This is a genomic window from Ensifer canadensis, assembly GCF_017488845.2.
Taxonomy (GTDB): domain Bacteria; phylum Pseudomonadota; class Alphaproteobacteria; order Rhizobiales; family Rhizobiaceae; genus Ensifer; species Ensifer canadensis.
Map to the genome: position 1 here is coordinate 1,944,479 of NZ_CP083370.1, position 24,370 is coordinate 1,968,848.

The 24,370-nt window shown below is 62.9% G+C and carries 23 protein-coding genes and 1 pseudogene; 9 read left to right on the forward strand and 15 right to left on the reverse strand.

Annotation, left to right across the window (positions count from 1 at the left end):
- The 7 genes and pseudogenes from J3R84_RS09575 to J3R84_RS09605 form a co-directional block, all read right to left on the reverse strand.
- Complete coding sequence (locus J3R84_RS09575; RefSeq protein ID WP_025427515.1) at window positions 1-1,107, reverse strand: endonuclease/exonuclease/phosphatase family protein; 1,107 nt, start codon at window positions 1,105-1,107, stop codon at window positions 1-3.
- Complete coding sequence (locus J3R84_RS09580; protein ID WP_144239152.1) at window positions 1,076-1,402, reverse strand: hypothetical protein; 327 nt, start codon at window positions 1,400-1,402, stop codon at window positions 1,076-1,078. Before J3R84_RS09580 ends, J3R84_RS09575 begins: the two co-directional genes overlap by 32 nt.
- Before the next feature lie 152 nt (window positions 1,403-1,554).
- Window positions 1,555-2,988 carry an FAD-binding oxidoreductase gene (locus tag J3R84_RS09585; protein ID WP_025427516.1) on the reverse strand — a complete coding sequence of 478 codons (1,434 nt, stop codon included), beginning with the start codon at window positions 2,986-2,988 and terminating at the stop codon, window positions 1,555-1,557.
- A 69-nt stretch (window positions 2,989-3,057) separates the two neighbouring features.
- A complete protein-coding gene (locus J3R84_RS09590; RefSeq protein ID WP_203528226.1) occupies window positions 3,058-5,448 on the reverse strand; it encodes an arylsulfatase in 2,391 nt (796 codons plus the stop codon).
- A gap of 476 nt (window positions 5,449-5,924) precedes the next feature.
- A complete protein-coding gene (locus J3R84_RS09595; protein ID WP_225906314.1) occupies window positions 5,925-6,221 on the reverse strand; it encodes a hypothetical protein in 297 nt (98 codons plus the stop codon).
- Window positions 6,222-6,420: 199 nt separating this feature from the next.
- The gene (greA, locus tag J3R84_RS09600; protein ID WP_025427518.1) at window positions 6,421-6,903 is read right to left on the reverse strand and encodes a transcription elongation factor GreA; all 483 of its coding nucleotides are present in this window, start codon (window positions 6,901-6,903) and stop codon (window positions 6,421-6,423) included.
- A gap of 336 nt (window positions 6,904-7,239) precedes the next feature.
- Window positions 7,240-8,140 (reverse strand): annotated as a pseudogene (locus J3R84_RS09605) (LysR family transcriptional regulator).
- Between the two features lie 137 nt (window positions 8,141-8,277).
- Here J3R84_RS09605 and J3R84_RS09610 point away from each other — a divergent pair.
- The 3 genes from J3R84_RS09610 to J3R84_RS09620 all read left to right on the forward strand — a co-directional run bounded on the left by J3R84_RS09610 (window position 8,278) and on the right by J3R84_RS09620 (window position 11,456).
- Window positions 8,278-9,051: an SDR family oxidoreductase gene (locus tag J3R84_RS09610; protein WP_025427519.1), complete on the forward strand. Its 774-nt coding sequence runs from the start codon at window positions 8,278-8,280 to the stop codon at window positions 9,049-9,051.
- Between the two features lie 161 nt (window positions 9,052-9,212).
- On the forward strand, window positions 9,213-11,096 hold the full coding sequence (locus J3R84_RS09615) for a mechanosensitive ion channel family protein (RefSeq protein ID WP_203528149.1): 1,884 nt from the start codon (window positions 9,213-9,215) through the stop codon (window positions 11,094-11,096).
- A gap of 48 nt (window positions 11,097-11,144) precedes the next feature.
- Window positions 11,145-11,456 carry a hypothetical protein gene (locus tag J3R84_RS09620; RefSeq protein ID WP_203528151.1) on the forward strand — a complete coding sequence of 104 codons (312 nt, stop codon included), beginning with the start codon at window positions 11,145-11,147 and terminating at the stop codon, window positions 11,454-11,456.
- A gap of 131 nt (window positions 11,457-11,587) precedes the next feature.
- Here the strand turns inward: J3R84_RS09620 and J3R84_RS09625 are convergent, their stop codons facing one another.
- Together J3R84_RS09625 and ftsZ are read right to left on the reverse strand one after the other, a co-directional pair.
- A complete protein-coding gene (locus J3R84_RS09625; RefSeq protein WP_025427521.1) occupies window positions 11,588-12,388 on the reverse strand; it encodes a nucleotidyltransferase domain-containing protein in 801 nt (266 codons plus the stop codon).
- A gap of 119 nt (window positions 12,389-12,507) precedes the next feature.
- Entirely contained in the window at window positions 12,508-13,557 is a 1,050-nt protein-coding gene (ftsZ, locus tag J3R84_RS09630; protein ID WP_025427522.1) for a cell division protein FtsZ, read from the reverse strand.
- 419 nt (window positions 13,558-13,976) lie between these two features.
- Between ftsZ and J3R84_RS38710 the strand changes: the two genes are divergently transcribed.
- A complete protein-coding gene (locus J3R84_RS38710; protein ID WP_309141652.1) occupies window positions 13,977-14,225 on the forward strand; it encodes a transposase in 249 nt (82 codons plus the stop codon).
- A gap of 108 nt (window positions 14,226-14,333) precedes the next feature.
- Complete coding sequence (locus J3R84_RS09640; protein WP_239637576.1) at window positions 14,334-15,158, forward strand: IS3 family transposase; 825 nt, start codon at window positions 14,334-14,336, stop codon at window positions 15,156-15,158.
- A gap of 256 nt (window positions 15,159-15,414) precedes the next feature.
- Here J3R84_RS09640 and J3R84_RS09645 read toward each other — a convergent pair whose 3' ends face one another.
- Window positions 15,415-16,023, reverse strand: a complete 609-nt coding sequence (locus J3R84_RS09645) for a glutathione S-transferase family protein (protein WP_057206215.1) — start codon at window positions 16,021-16,023, stop codon at window positions 15,415-15,417.
- Window positions 16,024-16,241: 218 nt separating this feature from the next.
- On the opposite strand from J3R84_RS09645, the gene J3R84_RS09650 reads away from it, so the two are divergent.
- The gene (locus J3R84_RS09650; protein ID WP_025427525.1) at window positions 16,242-16,538 is read left to right on the forward strand and encodes a hypothetical protein; all 297 of its coding nucleotides are present in this window, start codon (window positions 16,242-16,244) and stop codon (window positions 16,536-16,538) included.
- A 73-nt stretch (window positions 16,539-16,611) separates the two neighbouring features.
- On the opposite strand, the gene J3R84_RS09655 is transcribed toward J3R84_RS09650, so the two are convergent.
- Genes J3R84_RS09655 through J3R84_RS09665 form a run of 3 tightly spaced genes read right to left on the reverse strand, consistent with a single transcriptional unit; the run spans window position 16,612 to window position 20,416 of the window.
- Window positions 16,612-17,637 carry an ABC transporter ATP-binding protein gene (locus J3R84_RS09655; protein WP_203528153.1) on the reverse strand — a complete coding sequence of 342 codons (1,026 nt, stop codon included), beginning with the start codon at window positions 17,635-17,637 and terminating at the stop codon, window positions 16,612-16,614.
- Window positions 17,625-19,406 carry an ABC transporter permease gene (locus J3R84_RS09660; RefSeq protein ID WP_107027167.1) on the reverse strand — a complete coding sequence of 594 codons (1,782 nt, stop codon included), beginning with the start codon at window positions 19,404-19,406 and terminating at the stop codon, window positions 17,625-17,627. The genes J3R84_RS09655 and J3R84_RS09660 overlap by 13 nt, the downstream gene beginning before the upstream one ends.
- 29 nt (window positions 19,407-19,435) lie before the next feature.
- Window positions 19,436-20,416 (reverse strand): ABC transporter substrate-binding protein, encoded by a 981-nt coding sequence (locus tag J3R84_RS09665; RefSeq protein ID WP_025427528.1) that lies wholly within the window; start codon window positions 20,414-20,416, stop codon window positions 19,436-19,438.
- Window positions 20,417-20,555: 139 nt separating this feature from the next.
- Between J3R84_RS09665 and J3R84_RS09670 the strand changes: the two genes are divergently transcribed.
- The 3 genes from J3R84_RS09670 to J3R84_RS09680 all read left to right on the forward strand — a co-directional run bounded on the left by J3R84_RS09670 (window position 20,556) and on the right by J3R84_RS09680 (window position 22,452).
- Entirely contained in the window at window positions 20,556-20,813 is a 258-nt protein-coding gene (locus J3R84_RS09670) for a hypothetical protein (protein WP_025427529.1), read from the forward strand.
- A 311-nt stretch (window positions 20,814-21,124) separates the two neighbouring features.
- Window positions 21,125-21,595 (forward strand): carboxymuconolactone decarboxylase family protein, encoded by a 471-nt coding sequence (locus J3R84_RS09675; protein ID WP_025427530.1) that lies wholly within the window; start codon window positions 21,125-21,127, stop codon window positions 21,593-21,595.
- Window positions 21,595-22,452 (forward strand): sigma-70 family RNA polymerase sigma factor, encoded by an 858-nt coding sequence (locus J3R84_RS09680; protein WP_025427531.1) that lies wholly within the window; start codon window positions 21,595-21,597, stop codon window positions 22,450-22,452. Before J3R84_RS09675 ends, J3R84_RS09680 begins: the two co-directional genes overlap by 1 nt.
- Before the next feature lie 217 nt (window positions 22,453-22,669).
- Here J3R84_RS09680 and J3R84_RS09685 read toward each other — a convergent pair whose 3' ends face one another.
- Entirely contained in the window at window positions 22,670-23,302 is a 633-nt protein-coding gene (locus tag J3R84_RS09685; RefSeq protein ID WP_025427532.1) for a dihydrofolate reductase family protein, read from the reverse strand.
- 366 nt (window positions 23,303-23,668) lie between these two features.
- Window positions 23,669-24,367 carry a TetR/AcrR family transcriptional regulator gene (locus J3R84_RS09690; RefSeq protein ID WP_203528155.1) on the reverse strand — a complete coding sequence of 233 codons (699 nt, stop codon included), beginning with the start codon at window positions 24,365-24,367 and terminating at the stop codon, window positions 23,669-23,671.
- Window positions 24,368-24,370 lie beyond the last annotated feature (3 nt).

Sequence of the window (24,370 nt, forward strand, 5' to 3'; positions counted from 1 at the left end):
TCACACGTCCAGTGTCATGGCCACGGGGCAATGGTCCGATGCCTTCGGCCGGTCCCAGCCGGTGCGCGGATAGCGCTCCACCTCCTGCCCCGGCGGAAAGATCGTGCGGAAGGGCTGGCCGCCGCGGATGATTTCCGGCACTTGGGCTGCATTGCGCTGCGCGAGCGCCGGCGACAGCCAGATATAGTCGAGCTGGCAGAGGTGCCGCTCCTGCGGCCCGCGGCTGTGAAACAGCGTCCAGCGGTCGAGCACCGGCCGGCGCAGCATCGGGTTTTCGACAAAACCGTCTGCAGTCAGCACATCGAGCGCGCTTTCCTCCTCCTCGCGCGGCACGAACTCGTAGCCGTTGCGCCGGTCGCCAAGGATGTCGACCTTCTCCTGATAATCATTCATGTCGCCGCAGATCGCGAACATCTTGTCAGCCGTATGCCCGCGACCAAAGCGGCTTTCGATGATATGGCGCACGGCCTTGGCCTCGGCCACCCGCACCGGCATCGTCGCCTGGCGCCCGTCGAGCCCGTCGCGTGCCGGCCCCATGGATTTGAAATGCACGACATAAAGCGTCAGCGGCCGCCCGCCGATCCGCAGGTCCAGTTCCAGGCAATCACGCTTGAAGATCCGGTCGTTCGGCCGGCTGGAGGCAGCGAGCGCATCGTTGAAGATATCGAGATCCGCATAGGTCAGCCCCGCATGGCTCTTCACCTCGAGGCACTCGATCGGCTGGCCATCGCGCGTTTCCTCGCGCATCAGCACCGCCACGTCGATCCCGCGCGAATCATTGCCCTCGATCAGGTATTTCTGGCGATAGCCGTTGCCGACCATGCGGAAGAGATAGTTGTACTCAAACGCCTGCAGCGACGCCATGTTGTCGGCCTCCTGCAAACACAGAATATCCGCATCGCAATCGGCAATCGCCAGCGCCGACATCTGCCGCGTATCATCCGTATGCGCGATCGTCCGCGCCTCCTCCAGCCGCTGATACTCCGCCTCGCTCTTCACCTCGAAGAGTCTGAGCACCCGGTCCTGCTTGAGCTGATTGCGGAAGCCGGAAAAATCGAAGCGGCTCATGAGATTTTCAATATTGAAGGTGGCAAGTCGAAGGGACATCAAGCAATTCCATAACTGAATTGCCGCGGAGATTAGGCATTGAAGCGCAAATGTCGAGGGCGATTTCCCGGCAGGTGCGGGAGCCTCTCCTGAGTGGCCCCCAACGCTTGTTGTCCAGCGAACGGTCAGTGATGTGGAAAGCACACGCCTGCGTGTCTTCGAAACAACCGAAGACCACCGTGAAGGCGAAAACCAAGAGTTTTTTCGTGCCGACAAAGGCGACCGCATGAGAAACCGCCGGAATACAGCAAATGAAGCGGATGGATTTCTGCCCGCTGCTTGATGCAGCAGCCATGGCCCAGCGTTGTTTCCGCGCCGGTGTCGAGCTGGTCTATTCGCGGTCCCAAGCCTGACGGCGGTGGGCGCATGGCCAACGTGCCGAGCGCCGGCACGTTGGCGTTCCTAGGCACCGCGCGAATTCCTCGCTGCATGAAAGCTTTTGCCGCGTTAGCCCGATTTTCGTTCTGGCTGGATATTCTGGTTGAGCCGGAAGAGATTGCCAGGATCGTACTTGGCTTTAAGCGCCGCCAGCCGTGCATGGTTGCCACCATAGGCCTGGGCGACCCTTTCGGTTTCATCCTCCGGCATGAAGTTGACGTAGACGCCACCTGTCGCATGTGGCGCAGCCGCGGCAAAGATTGCCCGCGCCCAATCGATGGAGGGTTGTTCGTCGGCCTGGTCACGCCACCTGGTGTGAACGTTCATGACAAACTTGGCCTCGCGATGCGGATAGGCGGTCGCGTCGGGTGCCACGCGGCTGCTGGCACCACCGAGCTGCCCGATGAAGATTTCACATTCATCAGTCGGCAACGTCCCTATATGTTCGCTCAGGATCTCAAACAACCCGTCGCTCAGGGCCGTGAAATTGTGCGACTTCCAATAGTTGAATGCCCCTGGCGTGAGAAGCGGATCGAATGCCGTCTGCCATGCGGAATATGGCTGCACGCCGACGACGTCGGCGATCGGTTCGCCAAGCGAACGCAGTGGTTCAAGTGCCTCCTCGGCTCTGCTCGGCTCACCGGCATAGCAGACGGCGAAGACGAGGATTTCCTTGCCGTGCACCTCTTCGGGCAGGAACGGCAATGGCGGCGCCTTACGCAGGACCACCCAAATGGTAAGATCGTCGGACGCAGCGGCCGCCACGCGGCGATACCCCGCAAGAAGTTCACGGGCGTGGGCAAACGGATGAACGATCAGCCCGGATACCAGATCGGGACCGACCGGATGCAGCTTGAACTCGAACGACGTGACCACGCCAAAATTTCCACCGCCGCCGCGAAGAGCCCAGAATAGGTCCGGATTTTCCGTTGTGTTTGCATGGACAAGCTCGCCGTCGGCGGTCACCACATCGGCCGAAATCAGATTGTCTACCGTGAATCCGTATTTGCGACTGAGCCACCCGAAACCACCCCCAAGCGTGAGACCGGCCACCCCTGTGGTTGAGTTGATACCGAGCGGGGTGGCAAGACCGAACGCCTGCGCCTCTTTGTCGAACTCTCCGAGCGTCGCGCCAGGCTCGACCCTCGCGGTGCGTGCCTTGTCATCGACCCGGACAGAACGCATCGGCGAAAGATCGATCAAAAGTCCGCCTTCGCAGACGGCATTGCCGGATATGTTGTGACCGCCACCGCGTACAGAGAGGAGCAATCCGTTGTCGCGGGCAAACTGCACCGCCTTTACGACATCTCCTGCGCCATGGCAGCGCACCACAGCCCCAGGCCGCCGATCGATCATGGCGTTCCAGATTGTCCTGGCCTCGTCGTAACCAGCCTGGCCGGCCAAACACACGTTCCCGCGACACCGAGTTCCCAACATCTCCAAAAGGTCGGTTGAAAGGGTGACCGTTTCGCCCTGAAGCCCACTAAATTGAACATCTGTCATTTCATCCTCCCTGCCGGCACGGATGTACGAGACGCCTCTTGGGGCGCAGACGGACGAACCGGCCCTTGCTTAGTTCAGTTGCACCGACAGCTTGTCGATGGTTCCCGTGAACTGAAATGGCACCTGGTAATCCCCGTCCTCGACGCCAGTGCGGGTATCGACGCCGACATCGAAGGTCTCGTCAATCGTCATGAGGAAGGGCACGGTGTTTGCGACCTTTTGACTGGCGACTTCTTTGCCGTCGACGTTCAGGACTCCGCTGCCGCCCTTGCCGGGGCCGCCACCATCGTATTTGAAGGTAAAGACGATGGTATGCTTGCCCGGAGTGAGCGCGTCCTGGCCTTCCCAACGGAATTTTTCCAGTGCCAGAAGGTTGTAAAGGAAGACCGGCTTGCCCTTCAGCAGGTAGAGCCCGTACCCGCCGAAGCGACCGCCTTGGGTGACCAGCATGCCATCGCCGCCGCCTTGCGGCACGTCTACCTCAGCCGTGACAGTGTAGCTTTTATTGACGATGTCGGGCGCGTTTCCGGATGGAAGACCGGATATTTCGCCTGAGTACGTAAACAAGGTTTTTCCGGCCGTGGCACTCGGGCGGGGTGCGAGAACGCGCTGGAGAAAGTCGTTGTCGAGCGGAAACACACCATACTTCGCCGCCTCGACGAGGAACAGTTCCTTCAACTCCTGAAGCTTGTCAGGCATCTTGGCCGCGAGGTCGTTGTTCTGCGAATAGTCCTCGTTGAGATTGTAGAGTTCCCAGGTGTAGCCATTGACCACTTCGGGCATCTTACCCAAACCGAGCAACCACGGCGCAAGCGGCGGCGTTGTGGATGCCATCCAGCCGTCGTGGTAGATGGCGCGGTTGGCCAGCATTTCGAAATACTGCGTCGTACGCCGAGACGCAGTATTGGCGTTCTCCTTGTCCCAGCTATAGGCCATGGAAACGCCTTCAATCCGCTTCTGCGCCACGCCGTTGACCATCACGGGAGCCTGAATGCCGGTCGCCTCGAGGATCGTCGGGACGATGTCGATCAAATGGTGGAATTGTGTGCGGATTCCACCGGCATCCTTGATACGGGCCGGCCAGGCCATGGCCATGCCTTGCCGGGTGCCGCCAAAGTGCGATGCCACCTGCTTCGTCCACTTGAATGGGGTGTCGAAGGCCCAGGACCACGCCACCGACATGTGCGGCTGGGTCTTGTCCGAACCCCAGACATCGTAATATTTCAACTGTTCCTTGACCGGAACATTGATGCCTTCGATCGCGGCCAGGTCGAACGGCGTGCCAACGGTGGAACCTTCGGCACTGGTACCATTGTCGCCTTCGATGTAGATGACGAGCGTATTGTCGAGCTTGCCCAAATCGTCCACCGCCTGGATCACCCGTCCGATCTCATTGTCGGTGTAGGCCACATAGGCGGCATAGACTTCCGCCTGGCGCGCGAAGAGCTTCTTGCTGTCGGCGTCGAGCGTATCCCACTTGGGCAGATCGTTGGGCCACGGCGTCAGTTGGGCGTTCGCCGGAATGACGCCCAGCTTCTTCTGATTGGCGAATATCTGGTCGCGCATGGCATTCCAGCCCATGTCGAACTTGCCCTTGAACTTATCGACCCATTCCTGGGTTGGATGATGGGGGGCGTGGGTGCCGCCCGGCACGTAATAGAGGAAGAACGGCTTATCAGGCGCAACGACGCTGAGTTGTCGCATGTAGCCGATCGCCTCATCCGCCATGTCAGTCGTGAGGTTGTAGCCGGGCTTTCCGATCCATGGAAAAATCTGTGTGTGATCGCGGAACAGGTAGGGTGTCCACTGGTCGGTCTCGCCGCCCATGAAGCCATAGAAGTATTCGAAACCCATCCCAGAGGGCCATTGGTCGTAGGGGCCCGCCAAGCTGTACTGATAGCTCGGCGTGTTGTGGTTCTTGCCGAACCAGGACGTCGCATAGCCGTTGTCTTTCAGGATTTCACCGACGCTGGCGTTATCGAGACCGAGGATGGAATCATAACCTGGATAACCGGTGGCCTGCTCGGAGATCACACCGAAACCCACGGAGTGATGATTGCGGCCGGTAATCAGAGCCGCGCGCGAGGGCGAGCAGAGCGCCGTCGAGTTGAACTGGGTGTAGCGGAGCCCCGCCTGCGCGATCCGGTCCAATGCAGGCGTGGGGACAACACCGCCGAAGGTACCAGGGACACCGTAGCCCGCGTCGTCGGTCATGATCAAAAGGATGTTCGGCGCGCCTTTTGGGGGCACGATCTGCGGCGGCCAATAGGGCTTCGAGTCTTTCGCGCTGAGCCCGATCGCACCACCGAATGTCGGCGGGGGGTTGGGGAGATATCGCCCGTCGACCGTCGTCGTGGCATCCGGGTTGCCCGGTGTGCCGGTGATCTGTTGTGCGCTCGCCGCACCAAACCCCATCAGGATTGTGATGATGGCGGTCGATGCAATCGCGGTCGATTTCATGCTACGCATGTCAACACCCTCCCCTCGTGGCAGCTCCGTCCGAGGGCGGACGCGCACTGCACCATTTCGATCTCGCTCGGCGGCCATTCCATACTGAAGAAAGGTTCGATCGGACTGTAGAGACGTAGGACTGTGCCCTTGGTCGCCTTGGGCACGGCCGGCAACATCGGCGGAGCTTTCAGAATCGGCACCTTGATTATTTCAGCGATGACGCTTCTGAGCAGGACGACGTGACGGCAGTGATTGCAGCGAATGCGAGCAACCGGACGGCGTCATTGATGCGCCGCTTGGATCAGTCTTCCGGATGTGGCGGAATACTACCACACAGATTGCGCTCTTGATACTGACTCAACCGCTCACGACCCGGCGTGGCTCGCCCCCGACCGTCGAGTAGCCGGGTGAAAGGCAGCGGCAGCTTTTGGCCGATACCGTTGAAAAACACCCCCGATGTGAAGTGGCTCAACGTCGGCGAGATATTAAGTTATCAGTTGCAAAAGCAGCGAAGGCGAACTTAGGAAGCCGCCAACAAAGAGGCCAACGAATCCAAGAGCTAGCGCTCCGACAAGTCCATGGTTCTCCCAGCCAGTCGAAGCTCCCACCGCTGTCGCTGCGACGATGATCGACACTGACCATACGATCTTGATGAGCACGACCGTGCGCCGCATGACTGTAGGTTTTTCTTGCGCCATGGCAAAACCAGTTTGTTTCGAGGCCTTTGTTGATTGAATATAATATCGAATTCTCTTTCCACGATAGCCGTGATTGATAGCCATCGTCCCATCCCGGGCCAGTAGCAGCCAAGCCAGCGCCTCTAGCTGTGAACTTTCAGGAGGTTGTCCATTTGGAGCAGATTTAGGAGACTGGAGTTACCACACCTCAGTTTTCCAGGATCGCACCGAATGAACATTCACAAGAATGCCCGACTGACGCCGTTGCATCGAGAGGAAATGGCCGTCGGACAAAACGCCCGCCCTATGAAATCCCCGTAATATCCAGCTCGTGTCCGCCCATGGCAGCCACATCGCCGACCCCCTTGCCCATGAGGATCCGGGCCACCGGGGAAACGTAGGAAATCGATCCGGCCTTCGGGTCCGCCTCGTCCTCGCCGACGATGCGATAGGTCTGCACCCGGCCGTCGTCGCGGCTGAAGGTGACGGTGCTGCCGAAGGCGACGATGTCAGTCGAGGTCGGGGCGGCGACGAGCTGGGCGGTGCGCAGCCGTTCGGCAAGATAGCGCAGGTCGCGCAAGGGGCCGGCCGCCTGCCGCCGGCGCTCGTTGACGTCTTCGATCCCGCTGGTCGCATCATAGGCCGCGCGCGCTTCGCGCTGCTGCTGCTCCAGCACCTTGAGGCCCGCTTCGGTGACAAGGTTGGGATGCGGCGAAACCGGGCGGTCGGGCAAAAGGGTTTCCGCCGCGGTTTCGGCACTTTCTTCCTTGGTGAAGGCAACGCTCACGATCGAACTCCGTTTGGACGCGGCAGGCTCTTACAATGCCTCCGCGCGAAAGCCCACTGTCGGTGAGGCACCGCGCTGGGGATGACAAGAGTAATCGCTGATATTGCCCCATCCGCGGGCGGCGGTCACCCCGCATTATCTGACGTCATCCGCTGGCATGAGGCACTTGGAAACCGGCACCAGGCAGAGGCGCGGATCGGCCATCCATGACAGTCCGAAGCCCGAATGAGTAAGGGCCATCGCCGCACCGGACGCCTCCTCTTGTCCGCAAAACCCGCGACGCGCCTCGCCACCCTTGCAATCAGCGGCTGCCCGCCTTCGCCGCCACGCACCCCATCAGGTGGCGAGCAACGGCCGCATCAATCCCTCCAGCCACTCGGCAAACACCTGGAAGCGACGGGAAAGATGCTGGCGGTGCGGGTAGAGCAGCGCCAGCGGCATCGGCTCGGCGCAATGGCCGGGCATGACCTCGACGAGGTCTCCGGCCTGCAGATGCGCCTTGACGTCATAGGCCGGGATCTGGATGAGGCCGAGATCCGCCAGGCAGCAGGCGATGCTGCCCTCGGCGCTGTTGACGGTAACGCGGCCGGCCATCGCCACGGTCCGTGTCTCGCCACCTTCGATCCACTCCCACTCCTCCACCCGGCCGGTTGAGGGCGACGCGTAGTTGACGGCGAAATGCCGGGCCAGGTCTTCCGGTTTTTCGGGCGTGCCATAGCGCGTGAGATAGCCGGGCTTGCGACATTGACGAGCTTGAGGTTACCGATCGGCCGGGCGATCAGGGCGGAATCACTGCGCGGCCCGACCCGCAGCGCGCAATCGACGCTTTCCTCGATCAGGTTCACCGCCCGGTCGGTCATGCCAAGGTCGACGTCGATACCGGGATATCGCTCGAGGAAGCTGGCGAGTTCAGGGCGACGATCAGCCGGCCGATCCGGCTCGGCAGCTCGACGCGCAGCCGGCCGGTCGGCCAGTCCTCTCCCTGGCGAAACAGGTTTTCCGTCTCGTCGACATCGGCGATCAGCCGCATGCAGCGCTCGTAGAAGGCCGCCCCATCCTGGGTCGGCGAAACCTTGCGGGTGGTGCGATGCAGGAGCCGCGTGCCCACCCGGGTTTCCAGCGCCTGCACCGCCGCCGACACCGACGAGCGCGGCATATCCAGCGTGTCGGCGGCGCGAGTGAAGCTGGCGCAGTCGACGACGCGTGTGAAAATGCGAAAAAGCTCGATCCGGTCCATGGTCAGCCGCTTATTGTTCGAGATTCCTGACAGGTTATGTCACGGACGGCGGCTTTATAACAGAGATGCCGACGATATGCTTCGGGTGGAAAGACGGCCGCAGCGGGCGGCCTTCAAGCACCGAAAAGGTTCTGGCCATGACCGATCACAGCATCAGAGGTAAATCCGTTCTCATCGCCGGCGGCGCGAAAAACCTCGGCGGTTTGTTGGCGCGCGATTTTGCCGAACAGGGCGCCCGCGCCGTCGCCATCCATTACAACAGCGCCGCAACTAAGGCCCCCTCCGAGGAGACCGTGGCTGCGATCAAGGCGGCTGGTGCCAATGCCTTCGCCTTCCAGGCCGACCTGACCGGCGCCAGCGCGGTGGAAAAGCTGTTTGCCGATGCCAAGGCCGCGCTCGGTGGCATCGATATCGCCGTCAACACGGTCGGCAAGGTGGTGAAGAAGCCGCTCGTCGACATCACCGAGGCCGAGTATGACGAGATGACCGCGGTCAATTCCAAGTCCGCCTTCTTCTTCCTGAAGGAAGCCGGCAAAAATGTCAGCGACAACGGCAAGGTCTGCACGCTGGTCACCTCGCTGCTCGGCGCCTTCACGCCGTTTTACGCCGCCTATGCCGGCACCAAGGCGCCGGTTGAACACTTCACCCGCGCCGCCGCCAAGGAATTCGGCGATCGCGGCATCTCGGTGACGGCGATCGGCGCGGGGCCGATGGATACGCCCTTCTTCTATCCTGCCGAAGGCGCCGATGCCGTTGCCTATCACAAGACTGCTTCCGCGCTGTCGAAGTTCTCGACCACAGGCCTTACCGATATCGAGGACATCGTGCCTTTCATCCGCTTCCTCGTCTCCGACGGCTGGTGGATGACCGGCCAGACCATCCTCGTCAATGGCGGCTACACCACGAAGTGACCGGCAAAGGGCGGTGCTGGCGCCGCCCGTCGACAGGACAGAAATTTCACAATAGCCTCATAAACGAGCCGCCCTGCTCCGCCGACGGAAGATCGACCGGAGCGGGCGGCCGTTCGACCTGCTGCGGCATCCAACGCCCCGGCGCTTCACGGATGGATTTCATGGCGTCTTTCCTGCCCACGTCGTCTCGCCTGCCTGCGCTGCTCGCCCTTCTCGTCATGCTCCTTCCGCCGCTCTACGCCCGGGCGCAGACGCCGCCGGCCCCCGTGACCGTCGTTCTCACCCATGGTCAGCCAAGCGAGGAGATCGAAAGCACGCTGCGGGCAGCAGCCGCTTCCGGCCGGCCGGTCACCGTCGAATGGCGCGATGCGCCGGACACCGCACCAAAGGCACCGATCGACGCCACCACAGCCGCCGCCACAACGCCTCAGCCCCAGTCGCCCGCGGCCGACGACGCGCTCGAGGGACTATCGGCTCGCTTCGTCAATGGCCTGCAGATGGGCCTGAATGGCACCTCGGCCATCGCTGCCGTCATGGGCGATGTCGCAGCCAGCGTGCGCGCCGAGGGACGGTCTATCCTTTCGGTCACCTCGGTGGCGCTGGCGGCCATTCTTGCCGGCCTCGCCGCCGCCGGCCTGCTCGGCTTTGTCTTCCACCGCCTCATCGGCAGCCATTTCGCCATCGTCGACGTGCTGCACCGCGTGCGCGCTTCGCTGGTGCGGCTGGGTCTCGACATCATCCATCTCGTCATCTTCGCAGGCGTCGCGCATGCGATGCTAAGGTTCTTCCTCACCGCCGGCACTGCCTCGCAAGAGCTGGCCCGCGCGCTGGTAACCGTCGCCGTCACCACGGCCGCCTATGCGGTCTGCGGCCGCTTTCTCTTCGCCCCGTCGCGGCCGCAGACGCGGTTGCTGCCCATCGCCCGGCCACGCTTCCATTTCGCCATGCTGGTTGCCTATGGCGCCATCGGTGCCGTCGTCGGCGCCAGCGTGCGCTTCGCCAACGAGCGTGCCCTGGAGCCCGCCGCCATCGAGGGCTGGTTTCTGATCGGCGTCACCGCAGTGACGTTCCTGAAGCTCTACTGGTTCATCGCCGGCCGCACCGATATCCGCAATCTCTTTGCCGGCGAAGCGCCCGGCGCCGTCCGCCGCGCCATCGCATTCGTCGTTCCCGAGTTCTATGCGCTGAGTGCGCTGACGCTCTGGCTCATGGGCTGCATCGTCGCCGGCAGCCCCAACAGCGCTCAGTGGAGCTTTGCCGGCGGCACGACGCAGGTCATCCTGCTCGGCCTTCCCATCCTCGCCTTCGGCATCCATTCGCTGGCGGGTGCGGCCGCCGATCGCCGGCGCACGCCCGCCTCCTCGCCGCTGCACCTGGCCATCGCCGGCAGCGTGCAGACCGCCCTTGCCGGCGCCGTGTGGCTGATCGGGCTGCATATCATCATCGTGCTGTGGAGGCCGATCATGATCCAGGGCGATACCACCGCCGCCGTCGACTGGATCGTCATTCTAGAGCGCGTCAGCCTTGCCGTCGTCGCCAGCTGGGTGATCTGCAGCTTCCTCTGGCGCAGTTTTGAGGCCTTTGCGCCCACCGCCCGCGTCTCCATGCCCGGCGAGACCGAGGAGGAGGCGCAGATCCATCAGACAAGCCGGCTTTCGACCATCCTGCCGCTGATCCGCAATCTCGTCTTCGGCGGTATCTTCGCCGTCACCAGCCTCGTCGTGCTTTCGGCGCTCGGCATTAACATCGCGCCGCTGCTTGCCGGCTTCGGCGTGCTTGGCCTGGCGCTTTCCTTCGGCTCGCAGACGCTGGTCAAGGATGTGGTATCCGGCATCTTCTTCATCGCCGACGACGCATTTCGCGTCGGCGAATATGTCGACACCGGCAAGCTCAAGGGAACGGTCGAGCGCATTTCGCTCCGCTCGCTGCGCCTGCGCCACCAGAACGGCCAGATCCACACCATTCCCTATGGCCAGCTTCAGGCCGTCACCAACTACAGCCGCGACTGGAGCACGGTGAAGTTCGAGCTGAAATTCGAGCGCTAGGACGATCCGGAAATAATCCGCAAGACCATCAAGAAGGTTGGCCTTGCCATGCTGGAGGACGAGGAGTTCGGGCCGGAGTTCCTGGTACCCTTGAAGATGCAGGGCATCCAGGACGTCACCGAAAACTCGCTGGTCGTGCGGCTGAAATTCACCGCCCGGCCGGGCAACCCCAGCATCCTGCAGCGCGAGGCGATGAAACGGCTGCTGCCCGCGCTGCGCGAGGCCGGCCTCAGCCTCGCCTCCAATGCCGTCACCGTGCGCTCCGGCCCCGGTGGCCTGAGCGACGCCGATGTGGCTGCGGCGAATGCGAGGCTGGCGAAAAAGCCGATCGATCCCGAAGCGGCCGCCGCCGAGACATAACGCTTGTCGCGCAAACGTGCGCAGCGACATGCTGCTAATACACGAGCTTGAAGCGCACCCTGGAAATCGCGGCGCGCCGTGCCACGGCATTTCCTGGCGGAAAACCGCTTCGCACTTTTCCTGGAGATGCTCTAGCCCGAAAGCCCACCCTGCCGCCGTGCAGTCTGCGGCGCATCGCGGCGATCACCGTCAAACAGCGGCCCACCCTGGCGCTCGAGCTCGTCCTGCGCCAGAGTCACCAGCACATCTGGCTGCGCCTCGCCAGCCAACCGGAAAGCGTCGTCGAAGCGCTGCGCCAGCGCGGGGTCAAGACGCTGGAGGAGCCGCGGCAGCCATTTGCCCTTGCCCGACCAGTGGCCGCGCCCGAGCAGCGCCAGGTCGCATAGCGGCTGGTGGAGGGCCGCGGCGATCGCCCGCATTTCCGCCGTCGGCCGCCTATCCCTGAGGTCGTCAAGCAGGTCGGTGATCTGGTAGCGAAGCATGTCCCGCCGCTCCGCCTTGAGCGGACCCGGCCCGCATGAAAGCCTGGCCTTTGCCTCGTTCTGGAGGGCCAGGCCGCGATCGATGTCCCGGCCGACAACTGTTCCGCCTGCGACCATGTCGAGCAGCACGGGATAGCCGCTGGCAAGATCCTGATCGACAAACCAGTTCAGCGTCTCGAAATCGTGGACGAAAGCCTCGACCGGAAATCCGCCGGCGATGAAGCTCTCGCGCCAGGCATTGCTCAAGTGTTCGTGCAGCACCACCAGATCGATATCGGAGGATGGCGTGCCCTCGCCGCGCAGGATCGAGCCGGCAACGATGGCAAACAGCGCGCCTGGATAGCGCTCGTTCAGGATCGTTTCGGCCGTGCGAACCGCCCGCACGCGCTGGGCGGCCGTGGCGTCGTTGTCGGGCAAACCCGCCTGACCGTCTCGTTCCGCGTCCATCATGCCCCTCTCGTCCATACGAAAAATCCCCCCGGGCGGCTGTCATCGCACGGGAGGATTTTCAAAGAAAGGCAGAAGGCTTCGATGCCGCCAGGAACCTGGCAGCGCGTGAGGCCGAGCCGTTACTGCAGCGTGCGGGTCGGCGCCTGGCCGGGCTGGCCGGGCTGGCCGGCGTTCGCCGCAGCACTTGCCGGGTCTGCCGCGTTGCGCTGGCTGTCGAGGCCGGTTGCCACCACCGACACGCGGAAGGTGCCGTCGAGCGTGCGGTCGAAGATCGAGCCGACGACGATGTCGGCCTCGTCATAGACTTCCTCGCGAATGCGGGTGGCCGCTTCGTCGACTTCGAACAACGTCATGTCCATGCCGCCGGAGATCGAGATCAGCACGCCCTTGGCGCCGCGCATCGACACTTCGTCGAGCAGCGGGTTGGCGATCGCCGCTTCCGCCGCCATCAGCGCGCGGCCCTCGCCGGTCGCCTCGCCGGTACCCATCATCGCCCGGCCCATGCCCTTCATGACGGATTTCACGTCGGCGAAGTCGAGGTTGATCAGGCCTTCCTTGACGATCAGGTCGGTGATGCAGCCGACGCCGGAATAGAGCACGCGGTCGGCGATCACGAAGGCATCGGCAAAGGTGGTCTTGGCGTCGGCGATGCGGAAGAGGTTCTGGTTGGGGATGACGATAACGGTGTCGGCCGCTTCGCGCAGGCGCTCGACACCCTCTTCAGCCATCTGCATGCGGCGCTTGCCTTCGAAGCTGAACGGCTTGGTGACGACGCCGACCGTCAGGATGCCGGCCTTGCGGGCTGCCGCCGCGATCACCGGCGCAGCACCGGTGCCGGTGCCGCCGCCCATGCCGGCGGTGACGAAACACATATGCGTGCCGCCGAGGTGATCCATGATCTCGTCGATCGATTCTTCCGCCGCCGCGCGCCCGACTTCCGGCAGCGAACCTGCACCAAGGCCCTCGGTCACATGCGCACCGAGCTGGATCAACCGCGACGCCTTCGACATCGCCAGTGCCTGGGCGTCCGTATTCGCCACGATGAAATCGACCCCCTGGAGCCCTTCGGTGATCATGTTGTTGATGGCATTGCCGCCGCCGCCGCCGACACCGATGACGGTGATCTTCGGGCGCATTTCGGTGATCGTGGGCTTCTTGAAATCGTTCATGGCTTTGTCTCCTAGGGCGAACGCCGCCAAAACAACGGATCGGGGCGAATCGGGCAGCTGTTATTTTAGGAATTGAAAAAAGCCACGGAGAAGGCAAGAGAAAAGGCTGATGCCACTTTCCACACATGATTTGTCATTTGCCGTTCGAGTGGGATTTCAGTCCTTCGCCCAGTTCGTCGTGGCGACCAAATTAATTCTTTTTATCAATGACTTGCTACATTTCCACATAGGCAACCGCCATTTGCCTCGGATCGAGCCGGCGCCACCCTCTTCTTGCTTCAATGGACCGAAACGGCGCGGCGCATCTCTTCCCACTCTATGTCGACAGGGCGGATCGGCCAATACAAGTGCCAATCGGGGGCAAACGTGAACTGCAAATTGGAGTGCGCCCCTGAGGGTGGACAGATAGGCATGATGAATTGACCGGGCTGGCCGGGTTTCCGAAAGTGGAACCCATGGCAAAACATCGCATTCACAGTATGGAATTCAAACGGCAGGTCGCGCAGGAGTTTGTCGCGGGCGAGACCTTGCATGGCCTGTCAAAGCGCCACGACGTGTCGCGCAACTTGATCCGGATTTGGGTGAGCAAGTATGAGCAAGGTGCGTTCGACGACGACGCTCAGGCCGCCGACCTTATTCAGGAATACGGCCCGGATTGCAGCGCTTGAACGCCTCGTTGGCAAACAGGCGCTGGAACTGGAGTTTCTAAAGGGGGCTCTGAAAAACGCACCGCGGCCGAGAAGCGGAGCTACATCCGCCATCACCGGCCCGCTGGTATCTCCGTCGCCGAAGGATGCGAGCTGATGGGTATCGCACGCTCGACCTATTATGACCGCCCGGAAATGCCTGTCGACGATACCTCTATCGTCGAGGCGATGTTTGCCATCTGCGATGAATTTGAATTCTACGGCTACCGTCGCGTTGGTGCCGCGCTACGCCAGCAGGGTTGGGTCATCAACCACAAGAAGATCAGACGGTTAATGCGTCAACACGATCTGCATCCGAAGATTCGCCGCAGGTTCGTCGCCACCACCGACAGCAATCATGATGGCCTGATCTTCCCGAACCTGGCGAAGGACATCGTGCCGACCGGCCCCAACCAGCTCTGGGTTTCCGACATCACTTACGTCGCGCTGCCAACCCGCTTCATCTATGTCGCGGTCATCCTCGATGCCTGGTCACGGTTGATCGTCGGTTACGCCGTCAATCGGAGTATCGACGCGCGTCTGACGGTTGCAGCATTAAAGGCAGCGATAGAGCGTCGGCGGCCGCCATCGGGCTGCATACATCATTCCGACCGCGGTTCCCAATACGCAGCTCAGGTCTACAGGGATGCACTGGCTGGCGGTGGTCTCGTCGGCTCAATGGGCCGCAGGGGGAATCCCTATGACAATGCCAAAGCCGAAAGCTTCATGAAGACGCTGAAGGTCGAAGCGGTGTACCCGATGGCCTATGAAACTTTCGAAGAGGTGACCGAACACCTTCCCCACTTCATCGAGGAGGTTTACAACACACGCAGACTTCATTCAGCGCTCGGCTATCTGAGCCCGCAGCAGTTCGAGGATCAACACATCCGGCAGACTGGCAAAACAGCGGCCTGATCACTGTCCACCCTCAGGGGCGCACTCCAAATGGCGGCCAGATTTGCCCCTCACCCCAGCCCTCTCCCCGCGTGCGGGGAGAGGGAGAACCGAGCGTGCGGCCCCCTCCAATTCTCCGCACGTCCAATTCCATCCCTCTTGCGGAATGCGTCTCGGCGGGTGCCGCAAAGTCCCTTCTCCCCGCCAGCGGGGAGAAGGTCCCGGCAGGGGGATGAGGGGCGGATCACCGCGATAACCCCGTCCCTCGACGGGCGGTCTAAGCCTCAAAGCTCGGCCGCGCCCGCACCCTTTCCAGCCAGCGCTGGACATTCCTGAGATCTCCCGGCACCTCCATGCCGAAGACGTCGCCAAGCCAGGCGCAGACGCCGGCGGTGATGTCCGCGATCGAGAACTTGTCGCCGGCAAGGAACGGCCGGCCATCGGCAAGCTCCCGGTCGAGCCAACCCCATTTCCTCGGCACCGCCTGCCGCTCGGTCTCGGCGAAGGCGGGAAACTGCCTCAGGCGGTCCTTGAAGAAAGCATCGGAATGCAGCGCGACATTGCCGATGGTGCCAAAAATCACCAGCTCGGCCCGCCGGTTCCACATTTCCACTTTGGCACCGCTGACGGCGTCGCTGCCGAAAAGCTGCGGTTCGCGGTGCGTCTCCTCGAGATAGCGGCAGATGGCGACGCTCTCGGTGATGACGGTGCCGTCATCCAGTTCCAGCACCGGGATCTGGCCAAGCGAATTGAGCGCGAGGAACTCGGGCCCCCTGTGCTCCGCCTTGGCGAAATCGACGTCCACCATCGGCAATTCGATGCCCTTCTCCGCCATGAAGATACGCACCCGGTACGAATTCGGTCCCATGCCCTGATAAAGTTTCATCGCTTCCTCCCATCGGCTCGCACGGCATGATTGCCGCCCCGTCGTGATGCAGCCACTATGCCATACCAGTTGTTTTTAGCAACCAGTTTTATTTAACTATATAGTTTATTTCGAGCCGCGGTTGCGCAAGCCGACTGCGTCAAAGTCGCCAGGCGCAAAGGTAACCCGACTTGAACACCGCCGGGCTCCGTGGACTGCTGCTGCAACAGGAGCCGCGCATGCAGATCAGAGCCCTGGCCCTTTCGGCTGTCGCGCTTCTCGGCGCCGGCGCTTCCCATGCCGCCCTTGCGCCGAACTATCAGCGCGCCAACGAACTGACCGCGATCATCAGCGCCGTTGCCGCAGCAGTGCCGAAATATCCGATCGACAAGATCATCAGCCAGGGGCGCGACCGCTATACGGTGGTCGCCGGCAAATGCACCGTCATCGCCCACATCGTCGGCCTGCCGGCAGAGCCGGGGCTGGTCGGACCAAGACAGTTCAAGGTGGAGCTCGACAGACCGCGTTGCGATTGATGTTTCTGCCTGCCTGTCGACCCGGCGCAGATGCTGCCTACCGTCGGTCGCGATCGGCGCTTATCCTATGCCCTCAAAGCCGCCAGCTGCTGGCAATCGCGAAGGTCGCTTTCTGTCCAACAGGAATGGCCGTGCCGCCATAGGCCTTCAGTGCCTGCCCGTCCGGCAGCGCCAGCGTCAGCGCAAAGCGTTCGCCCTCGTAGACGCAAGCCTTGACCTCGAGCGCGATGCCGTCGGCGGTGAGCCGCACATGCTCGGGCCGCACCAGCACGTCGCGACGAAGGCCGCTGTCGGTGGAGCCGATTGCCTGGCGGAGCATCGGCCACTCCAGCGCCCTCGGCGCGCCCTCTGGTAGTGGTAGCCTGAGGATCGAGCCGCGGCCGATCAGCCCGCCGACAACACTGCCTTCCGGGCGGGTATAGATTTCCGCCGGCGGCGCCAGTTGCACCAGCCGCCCCTCCGACATCACGGCAACATCGGTCGCCAGCGCCATCGCTTCCGACTGGTCGTGCGTAACATAGACCATCGTTGCGCCGGAGCGCTCATGGAAGATGCGGAAGGTCTCCTCCATCGATTTACGCAGGTGCTGGTCGAGATTGGCGAGCGGCTCGTCGAGCAGCACCACATCGGGCGACGTCACCAGGCAGCGCGCCAGCGCCACCCGCTGCCGCTCTCCGCCGGAAAGGGCCGCAGGTCGGCGCTCGGCATAATCGGTGAGTTTTACCAGCGCCAGCGCCTCGCCGACGCGGCTGCGCCAGGTCTCGCCGGAAATGCCGCGCACCTTCAGGGGATAGCCGACATTTTCCGCCACGGTCATATGCGGCCAGAGCGCATAGGACTGGAACACCATCGCCATGTTGCGCTTTTCCGGCGGCAGCGCCCGCGAGGCATCCGATAGCCGGCGCTCGCCATAGTCGATCGAGCCGTCGGTCGGCTGCTCGAAGCCGGCGATCATGCGCAGCACCGTGGTCTTGCCGCAGCCAGATGGCCCAAGCAGCGCCAGAAACCCGCCTTCGCGCACCGTCAGCGACACGTCGGAGACGGCAGGACGACCGCCGCCGAAATCCTTGGTCAGGTGATTGAGGATCAGTTGCGCCACGGCAGCACGCCTTCCGGTAGATAGTTTGCAAGGGCCTCGAGCGCCGCCATCAGTACCATCACCATGATGACGACCAGCACCGAGAGCGCCGACGCCAGATCGGATGAGCCGCTGTCGTCGAGGTTGAAGATCGCCACCCCCAGCGTCTGCGTACCCGCCGACCACAGCAGGGCTGAAACCGTCAGCTCATTGGCGGCTATCAGAAAGACGAGGATGATCGAAGCGCCCGCCGCCGGCGCCACCAGCGGCAGGATGACGTCGCGCATGCGTCGGAAGAAACCGGCGCCCGACAGCCGCGCCGCCTCCTCCAGCGATGGGTCCATCTGCAGGAAGGCGCTCATAACCGGCTTCAGGCTGACGGCAAGGAACGAGGAGAAATACGCAATCAGGATGATCCAGATGGTGCCGTAGAGCGATACCTTGAGGATCGGCAGCGGCGCTGCAAAGGTGAGGATGAAAGCAACCGCCAAAACAATGCCGGGCAGCGCATAGGGAATCTCGATCAGGATGCCGATCGTGCTTGAAAGCGCACCCTTGCGCCGGTTCATGAGATAGGCGGCCGGCACCGCGACGACGAGCAGCCCGAGCGCCGCCGTGCTCGCCAGGAACAGCGAATTGCCAAAGGCGCTCAGCGTCATCGTCTGGCGAAAGAGAATTTCTTCATAGGCGCGCAGCGAGACGGTCTGAAGGTTGAGCGGCACGCCATAGGCCGGAACCAGCGAGCTGGCGATCAGCGCCGCCAGCGGCGCTACCAACACCAGAAACAGGATCGCCGAAAGCGCCAGTTCGACAGCCACACGAAAGCGCCCGAGCGAAAAGGCGGCGCTGGCGCCGGAAAGGCCGATGATGCGGTAGTCCCTGCCCGCCAGCGCGCGCTGTTGAAGGATCAGCCCGGCGGCCGCGATCACAGCGATCAGGCTGGAGAGCAGCGCGATCTCGCCGAAGGTGCCGGTGCCGAAGCTCGCGAGCCGCGTGTAGATCAGCGTCGGCAGCACCGAAATCCCGGCGGGAATGCCGAGGATCGCCGGAATGCCGAAATTGCCGACGCCGGAGACGAAGGCGATTGCGGCACCGGCGATCAGCCCGGGGGCGGCCAGTGGCGCAACGATATCGAGAAAGACGCGAAACGGCGACGCGCCGGAAAGTCTTGCCGCCTCCACCCCGTCGCGCGGCGACGCAGCCAGCCCCGCCTTCAGCGCCAGGAACACCAGCGGCGCGTGCTGCACCCCGAGAAGCAGAGAGATGCCAAACAGCGAATAGAGCGGCTGCGGGCTGCCGAGCGGCGGTGCGATCCCCAGCGTTTTCAGGAGCGGGCTTGCCGGCCCGGTCATCTCCACCCAGGCAAGGGCCGTCACCTGCGGCGGGATCATCATCGGCAACATGAAGGCAAAACTCAAAAACAGTTTGCCCCTGACATCGGTGAGCGCCACGGCAAAGGCAAAGAGCGCGCCGATCACAAGCGAGATCAGCATGCCGCCTGTCGCCGTCACCAGAGTGTTGCGGATGGCCGCATAGGTCGCAGGCTCGGTCAAGACAGCGATGGAATTGCCATTGATCACTCCCGCAAAGCCGGCTTTGGCGAGGCTGATGAGCGGCAGCGCGCAGAGGAAGAAAAGGCAGGCGAGCACGAAGGGCACCAGCCAGCGCGGCTCGCCGGCGGGCGAAGCACCCGGTCTCGCGCGACCCGACCCTGGCTCGCTTGACCTCACCCGCCCCGGACGCTGCAGCCCCGCAATGGGAAAGCGCAGCCAGCGGTGCCGGCTGCGCATGGTTTCACCCTGTTCGGACATTCAGGCGATCAGTTCGTACCGAAGATGCCGGAGAAGGTCTTGAGGTCGGCGTCGGAATTCTTCACGGCCGAAGCAGCATTGATCGGCAGAACCTTGATCGTCTCGCGCGCCGGATAACCTTCGGGCAGCGCCACGCCGTTGCGTGCCGGGATATAGCCCATCTTCACCGCCGTCTTCTGGCCCTCCACCGAGATCAGGAAGTCGACGAATTTTTTGGCGGCGTCAGGGTTCTTGGCGGTCTTCAGGATGCCGACCGGCTCGGTGACGGCGGAAACGCCCTCGGCCGGGAAGACGAACTCGACCGGCGCGCCCTTGGCCTTCTCGCGGATCGCCATGAAGTCGACGATCATGCCGTAGGCCTTCTCGCCGGTGGCGACCGCCTTCAGCACGCCGCCATTGCCGCCGGCAGCCGTGGCACCGTTTTCGGCCAGCGCCTTGTAATAATCCCAGCCGAGGCCGTCGATGCCGGCAAGCGTCTGGGCGTGGATGAGGGCCGCACCCGAGGTCAGCGGGCTCGGCATCGTCACCAGGCCTTTGGCGTCGGCCTTCGCCAGATCCTGCCAACCCTGAGGCTTCGTCGAGGCCGAGGTGTTGTAGATGATGCCGGTGGTGATCATCTTGGTGGAGTAATAGGCGCCGTCGGCGTCATAGAGCGCCGCGTCGTAGTTGGCCGCTTCCGGCGACTTGTAGGCGAGCAGCTGGCCGGCTTCCTTCAGGCGCTGCATCGTCACGGTGTCGGCGATCAGAAGCACGTCGGCAACCGGGTTGCCGGCCTCGATCTCGGCCATCAGCTTGGCCATCAGCTTCGTCGTGCCTTCGCGCACCCACTCCACCTCGACACTGGGATTGGCCGCCTTGAAGGCGTCGACCGTCGCCTGCGCATCCTCGTTCGGCTGGCTGGTGTAAAGCACCAGGCTCTCGGCAAAGGCGGCGGTGGAAAGCAGCGAAGCGACAAGCGCGCCGGCAACGACGGAAACAAACGATTTCATCGGCATATCCTCGGTTCAAGATGGCGCCGAGCCTTAGAGCCGGTGTTTTACAGGGGTGTGACAGGGCCGCCGGCTGACACACCCTTGACAGCACCGGCAAGCCGCGAAATCGTGCGCCCCAAACGGATGGAGAATTGTGATGGATACTTTGCTGAAAGTGGCCGGCGCTCTGGTCATCCTGGTATCGGCTGGCGCGGCCGTTGCCGTAACCCTGCCGTCCTTCGGCGCACCGGCGGTGATGTGGGCGCTGCAATGGGCGCTTCCGGGCATCGGCATCGGCATCGCCCTTGCCGCCTTCGGCTCGATGCTCGGCCAATTGAAGCGCATTCGCCTTGCCGCCGAGCGCCAGGCCGATCTGTTCCAATCCATTCTGGAACGCCGTCAGCCCGCGAAATAACGGTACCGCTTGCGATCGGCGACGACCCTATCCCGCAGCCATCGGGTGAGACCGTGGGCTCTCGCCGCAGGTCTCTTCGACGTGCGGGAAACACGTCACGCCCATAGACAGGCAAACACGTTTCCAGCTTGGCCGCGGCGAAGATGGCGGCAAGGCTCAAGCGCAACCATCTGCTCACCACCCTTCAAAGGTGCAGCACGCACCCCGCCTGCGGGCCTGCCAGAAAAAATTCGCGAAAAAATCTGCGTCGATGTCACAGGGGCCAATCCTGGCTCGTCATGTAGTCGGAACCAACGAAAGGAAACGGAACCATGACTGCCAAGATCGACCTTTTCGCCGCCGCTCCGCAACTGATGAAGAGCTGGACCAGCGTCTCTATGTCCGTCGCCGCCAGCCTCGAGTCTGATCTCATCGAACTCGTCAAGATCCGCGCATCCCAGATCAACGGCTGCGCCAACTGCATCAACATGCACACCCAGGAAGCGCGCGCCAAGGGCGAGACCGAGCAGCGTATCTACCTGCTGTCGGCCTGGCGCGAAGCCCCCTGCTATTCCGAACGCGAGCGCGCCGCGCTAGGCTGGACCGAGGCGCTCACTCGCCTGTCGGAGGGCCATACCCACGAAAGCGCTCGTCAGGCTCTGCAGAACCATTTCACCGAGGAGGAGCAGGTGAAGCTCACGCTCATGATCAACGTCATCAACGGCTGGAACCGCCTGGCCGTCGGCTTCGGCCTCTGGATCGAGCCGGCAGCGGCAAAGGCAGTCGCCGAGGTCGCCGCCTGATGACGGGCAACGCCCAGCTCGACGCAGCGGCCGGTTTCGACCCGCTGCGTCCGAAACTCATGCGCGTTGCCTATCGCATGCTCGGCTCGGTCGCCGACGCCGAGGACATAGTGCAGGAGGCCTTCATCCGCTGGATGGGGGCCGACCGCTCCGCGGTGCGCGAGCCCGAAGCGTTCCTGCGAAGCACCGTCACCCGGCTCTGTCTCGACCAGCTGAAGTCGGCGCGGCGCCAGCGCGAGACTTATGTCGGCCCCTGGCTTCCCGACCCCGTCGTCGAGGAGGAACCGGAAGAGGACGTCACCCTGCCCCTGATGCTCGCTCTGGAGCGCCTGTCGCCGCTCGAGCGCGCCGCCTTCCTGCTGCACGACGTCTTCGGCCTCAGCTTCGAGGAAGTCGCCGCGACGATCGAGCGCGACCCGGCCGCCTGCCGCCAGCTCGCCGCCCGCGCCCGCACCCATGTCCGCGAGGCGCGGCCCCGCTTCCATGTCGAGCAGGCGCGCGGCGTCGAACTTGCCGAAGCCTTCTTCACCGCCTCGCGCAGCGGCGACCTGAAGACGCTCGGCGCCATGCTCGCCTCCGATGTCAGCATCCACGCCGACGGCGGCGGCAAGCGCCCCGCAGCGATGCGCCCCATCCTCGGCTTCGAGGCGGTTCTCGGCGTGCACGAAAAACTGGCGGTCGCCTTCCGCACGCAGATCTCGACGCTCGTGCGCTCCGGCTTCATCAACGGCCTGCCCGGCTTCGTCACTCGCGAAGCCGACGGCGAACTGCAGTCGACAGCACTAGAGATCGAGGACGGTAAGGTCGTGGCGATCTACATCGTGCGCAATCCCGACAAGCTGGGGCATCTGCACTAAGAGCATTTCCAGGAAAAGCGCGAAGCGGCTTTCCGTCAGGAAATGCTAAAAAACAGAGAGATAGAGCGTTTTCGTCTAAATCGGAAACGTTCTACAGCGCCGCGCGTCTTAGGTCGCTGTAGCACTTTGAATTGCTGCATGTTTTTGTCCTTAAATCGAATAGGATCTAAGGATAAAAACATGCAGTAGGAGTTGTGGATCGCATGCTCGGACGTGGTCACGCCGGCCGATAAATCTGCGCCACCGAGCCCCCCGGAAACGCTGTTGAGCTGATCAGCTTGAGGCGCTTTGGCGGGGCGACGTCAGAGAAGATCGGCAAACCCCTGCCGAGCACCACCGGATGCACCAGCAGGGCGTATTGATCGACCAGACCTTTCGCGATGAGACTGCGCGCGAAGGCGGCGCCGCCGTGGGCGAGGATCGGCTTGCCGTCCCGGGACTTCAACCTGGCGATCTCGTCGGCCAGATCGCCGCTCGCCACATAGGCCTCACTCCAACTGTCCGCGCCGGGCTGCAGCTTCCCCGAATGCGTGCTTCCCGCGTCGGTCCGGGCATCTTCGAGCGCCCTGGTCGCTTCAGCCGCTTTCAGGACCGCCGGCCCTTGTTTTGAGAAGACGGCCTTCGGAATCCGGTTCATCGGCGGCGCGAATACCTGTGTGGAGGTCGGCCAAAATGCCGCCATGTCCTTAAAGGTGCGGCTGCCCATGATGTGTAGGCTGGCGTTCCCCACCGTCTCCACCGACCAGGCAATGGCCTCTTGATCGCCGCTGAACACCCATTCGATTTCGCCCTCGGGCCCGCCGACAAAGCCATCGAGCGACACGGACATCTTCAGGATCAACTCTCTCATTGCTTCTTCCTCACGCTGGTCCGACCCAAGGACGGGCGAGATCAATCGGTTCCGACAATTCGCATTCGCCAAGCCGAAAAAATCTCGACCAACTCCGTGTCGCTTCTTCGGCCTGCGCAGGACGATCGGAATTACCGGTTGAGCGCAACCGGTATGGTTCCTGTTGCCGCGCCTCGGTCACCCACGCCGCCATTGTCCCGTGGCCCGTTAGCGGCTCCCAGGAAGGGCGAAACGATTTCCCGTCAGGAAATGCGTAAAAACAAGGGCTTAAAGCGCAGAAGGCGAATCTGAAAGATCGCGACGTGTATCAATGCATGTCGCGCAAAAGCGTGCAGCGGTGTTGCGGGAAACCGTGTCGTCGCGCGCTCATCGTCTCGGGCCGAGGCCATCGAGCAGGAAGTCGAGGCCTTTCCTGAAAGCACCGTCCCAGTCGTTATCCAATAGCAGACGAGAGCGTTCAATCGTCGGGTAGTGTTCGCTGAGACCTGCAAGGCGCTGCTGCCCGGCGGCCCTGTCCTCGTCCGAGAGGTCGAAGCTCGCCCGAGTGATGGTAGCGCCCATCACATAGTTCCAGAGCGACCATATCGCGACGTTCAAGTCCGCGTCCGAAACACCGGCTCCCGACAGGGTCCTGCTCAGGAGTTCCAGGCGATTGAGCATGTTCGGGCCGAGCGCCCGGCGCGGCAATAGCGATGCCGACCAGGGATGGCGCAGCATGACGGCGCGCCAGTCTTCGAGCATATGAACGACGTCCCCGCGCCAGTCTTGAGCCTCGACCCTATGCGACGGCCCGCGATATTCGAGCACCGCGTCGAGCGCCAGATCAAAGACCTCGTCCTTGTTGCCGACATGCCAATAGAGGCTCATCGCGCCGGCGCCGAGGCGATCGGCCAGCCGACGCATCTTCAATCCGTCGACCCCTTCGGCATCAAGCAGGTCTACCGCGGTCGCCACGATCCGTTCCAGGGAGAGCGGCGCTTCACCGCGTGGCTCCTGCACAGGCTGGAGTGACGCAGCCTTCCGCTGAGGCCGTTTGCTCTGAGTGCCGCTGCGTTTGGCTGCCATCGT

Coding starts and splice junctions, on each gene's coding strand:
- J3R84_RS09575 (WP_025427515.1), bottom strand. CDS start 1,107: ATGTCCCTTCGACTTGCCACCTTCAATATTGAAAATCTCATGAGCCGC.
- J3R84_RS09580 (WP_144239152.1), bottom strand. CDS start 1,402: ATGGCTGCTGCATCAAGCAGCGGGCAGAAATCCATCCGCTTCATTTGC.
- J3R84_RS09585 (WP_025427516.1), bottom strand. CDS start 2,988: ATGACAGATGTTCAATTTAGTGGGCTTCAGGGCGAAACGGTCACCCTT.
- J3R84_RS09590 (WP_203528226.1), bottom strand. CDS start 5,448: ATGAAATCGACCGCGATTGCATCGACCGCCATCATCACAATCCTGATG.
- J3R84_RS09595 (WP_225906314.1), bottom strand. CDS start 6,221: ATGGCTATCAATCACGGCTATCGTGGAAAGAGAATTCGATATTATATT.
- J3R84_RS09610 (WP_025427519.1), top strand. CDS start 8,278: ATGACCGATCACAGCATCAGAGGTAAATCCGTTCTCATCGCCGGCGGC.
- J3R84_RS09615 (WP_203528149.1), top strand. CDS start 9,213: ATGGCGTCTTTCCTGCCCACGTCGTCTCGCCTGCCTGCGCTGCTCGCC.
- J3R84_RS09620 (WP_203528151.1), top strand. CDS start 11,145: ATGCTGGAGGACGAGGAGTTCGGGCCGGAGTTCCTGGTACCCTTGAAG.
- J3R84_RS09625 (WP_025427521.1), bottom strand. CDS start 12,388: ATGATGGACGCGGAACGAGACGGTCAGGCGGGTTTGCCCGACAACGAC.
- ftsZ (WP_025427522.1), bottom strand. CDS start 13,557: ATGAACGATTTCAAGAAGCCCACGATCACCGAAATGCGCCCGAAGATC.
- J3R84_RS09645 (WP_057206215.1), bottom strand. CDS start 16,023: ATGAAACTTTATCAGGGCATGGGACCGAATTCGTACCGGGTGCGTATC.
- J3R84_RS09650 (WP_025427525.1), top strand. CDS start 16,242: ATGCAGATCAGAGCCCTGGCCCTTTCGGCTGTCGCGCTTCTCGGCGCC.
- J3R84_RS09660 (WP_107027167.1), bottom strand. CDS start 19,406: ATGCGCAGCCGGCACCGCTGGCTGCGCTTTCCCATTGCGGGGCTGCAG.
- J3R84_RS09665 (WP_025427528.1), bottom strand. CDS start 20,416: ATGAAATCGTTTGTTTCCGTCGTTGCCGGCGCGCTTGTCGCTTCGCTG.
- J3R84_RS09670 (WP_025427529.1), top strand. CDS start 20,556: ATGGATACTTTGCTGAAAGTGGCCGGCGCTCTGGTCATCCTGGTATCG.
- J3R84_RS09675 (WP_025427530.1), top strand. CDS start 21,125: ATGACTGCCAAGATCGACCTTTTCGCCGCCGCTCCGCAACTGATGAAG.
- J3R84_RS09680 (WP_025427531.1), top strand. CDS start 21,595: ATGACGGGCAACGCCCAGCTCGACGCAGCGGCCGGTTTCGACCCGCTG.
- J3R84_RS09685 (WP_025427532.1), bottom strand. CDS start 23,302: ATGAGAGAGTTGATCCTGAAGATGTCCGTGTCGCTCGATGGCTTTGTC.
- J3R84_RS09690 (WP_203528155.1), bottom strand. CDS start 24,367: ATGGCAGCCAAACGCAGCGGCACTCAGAGCAAACGGCCTCAGCGGAAG.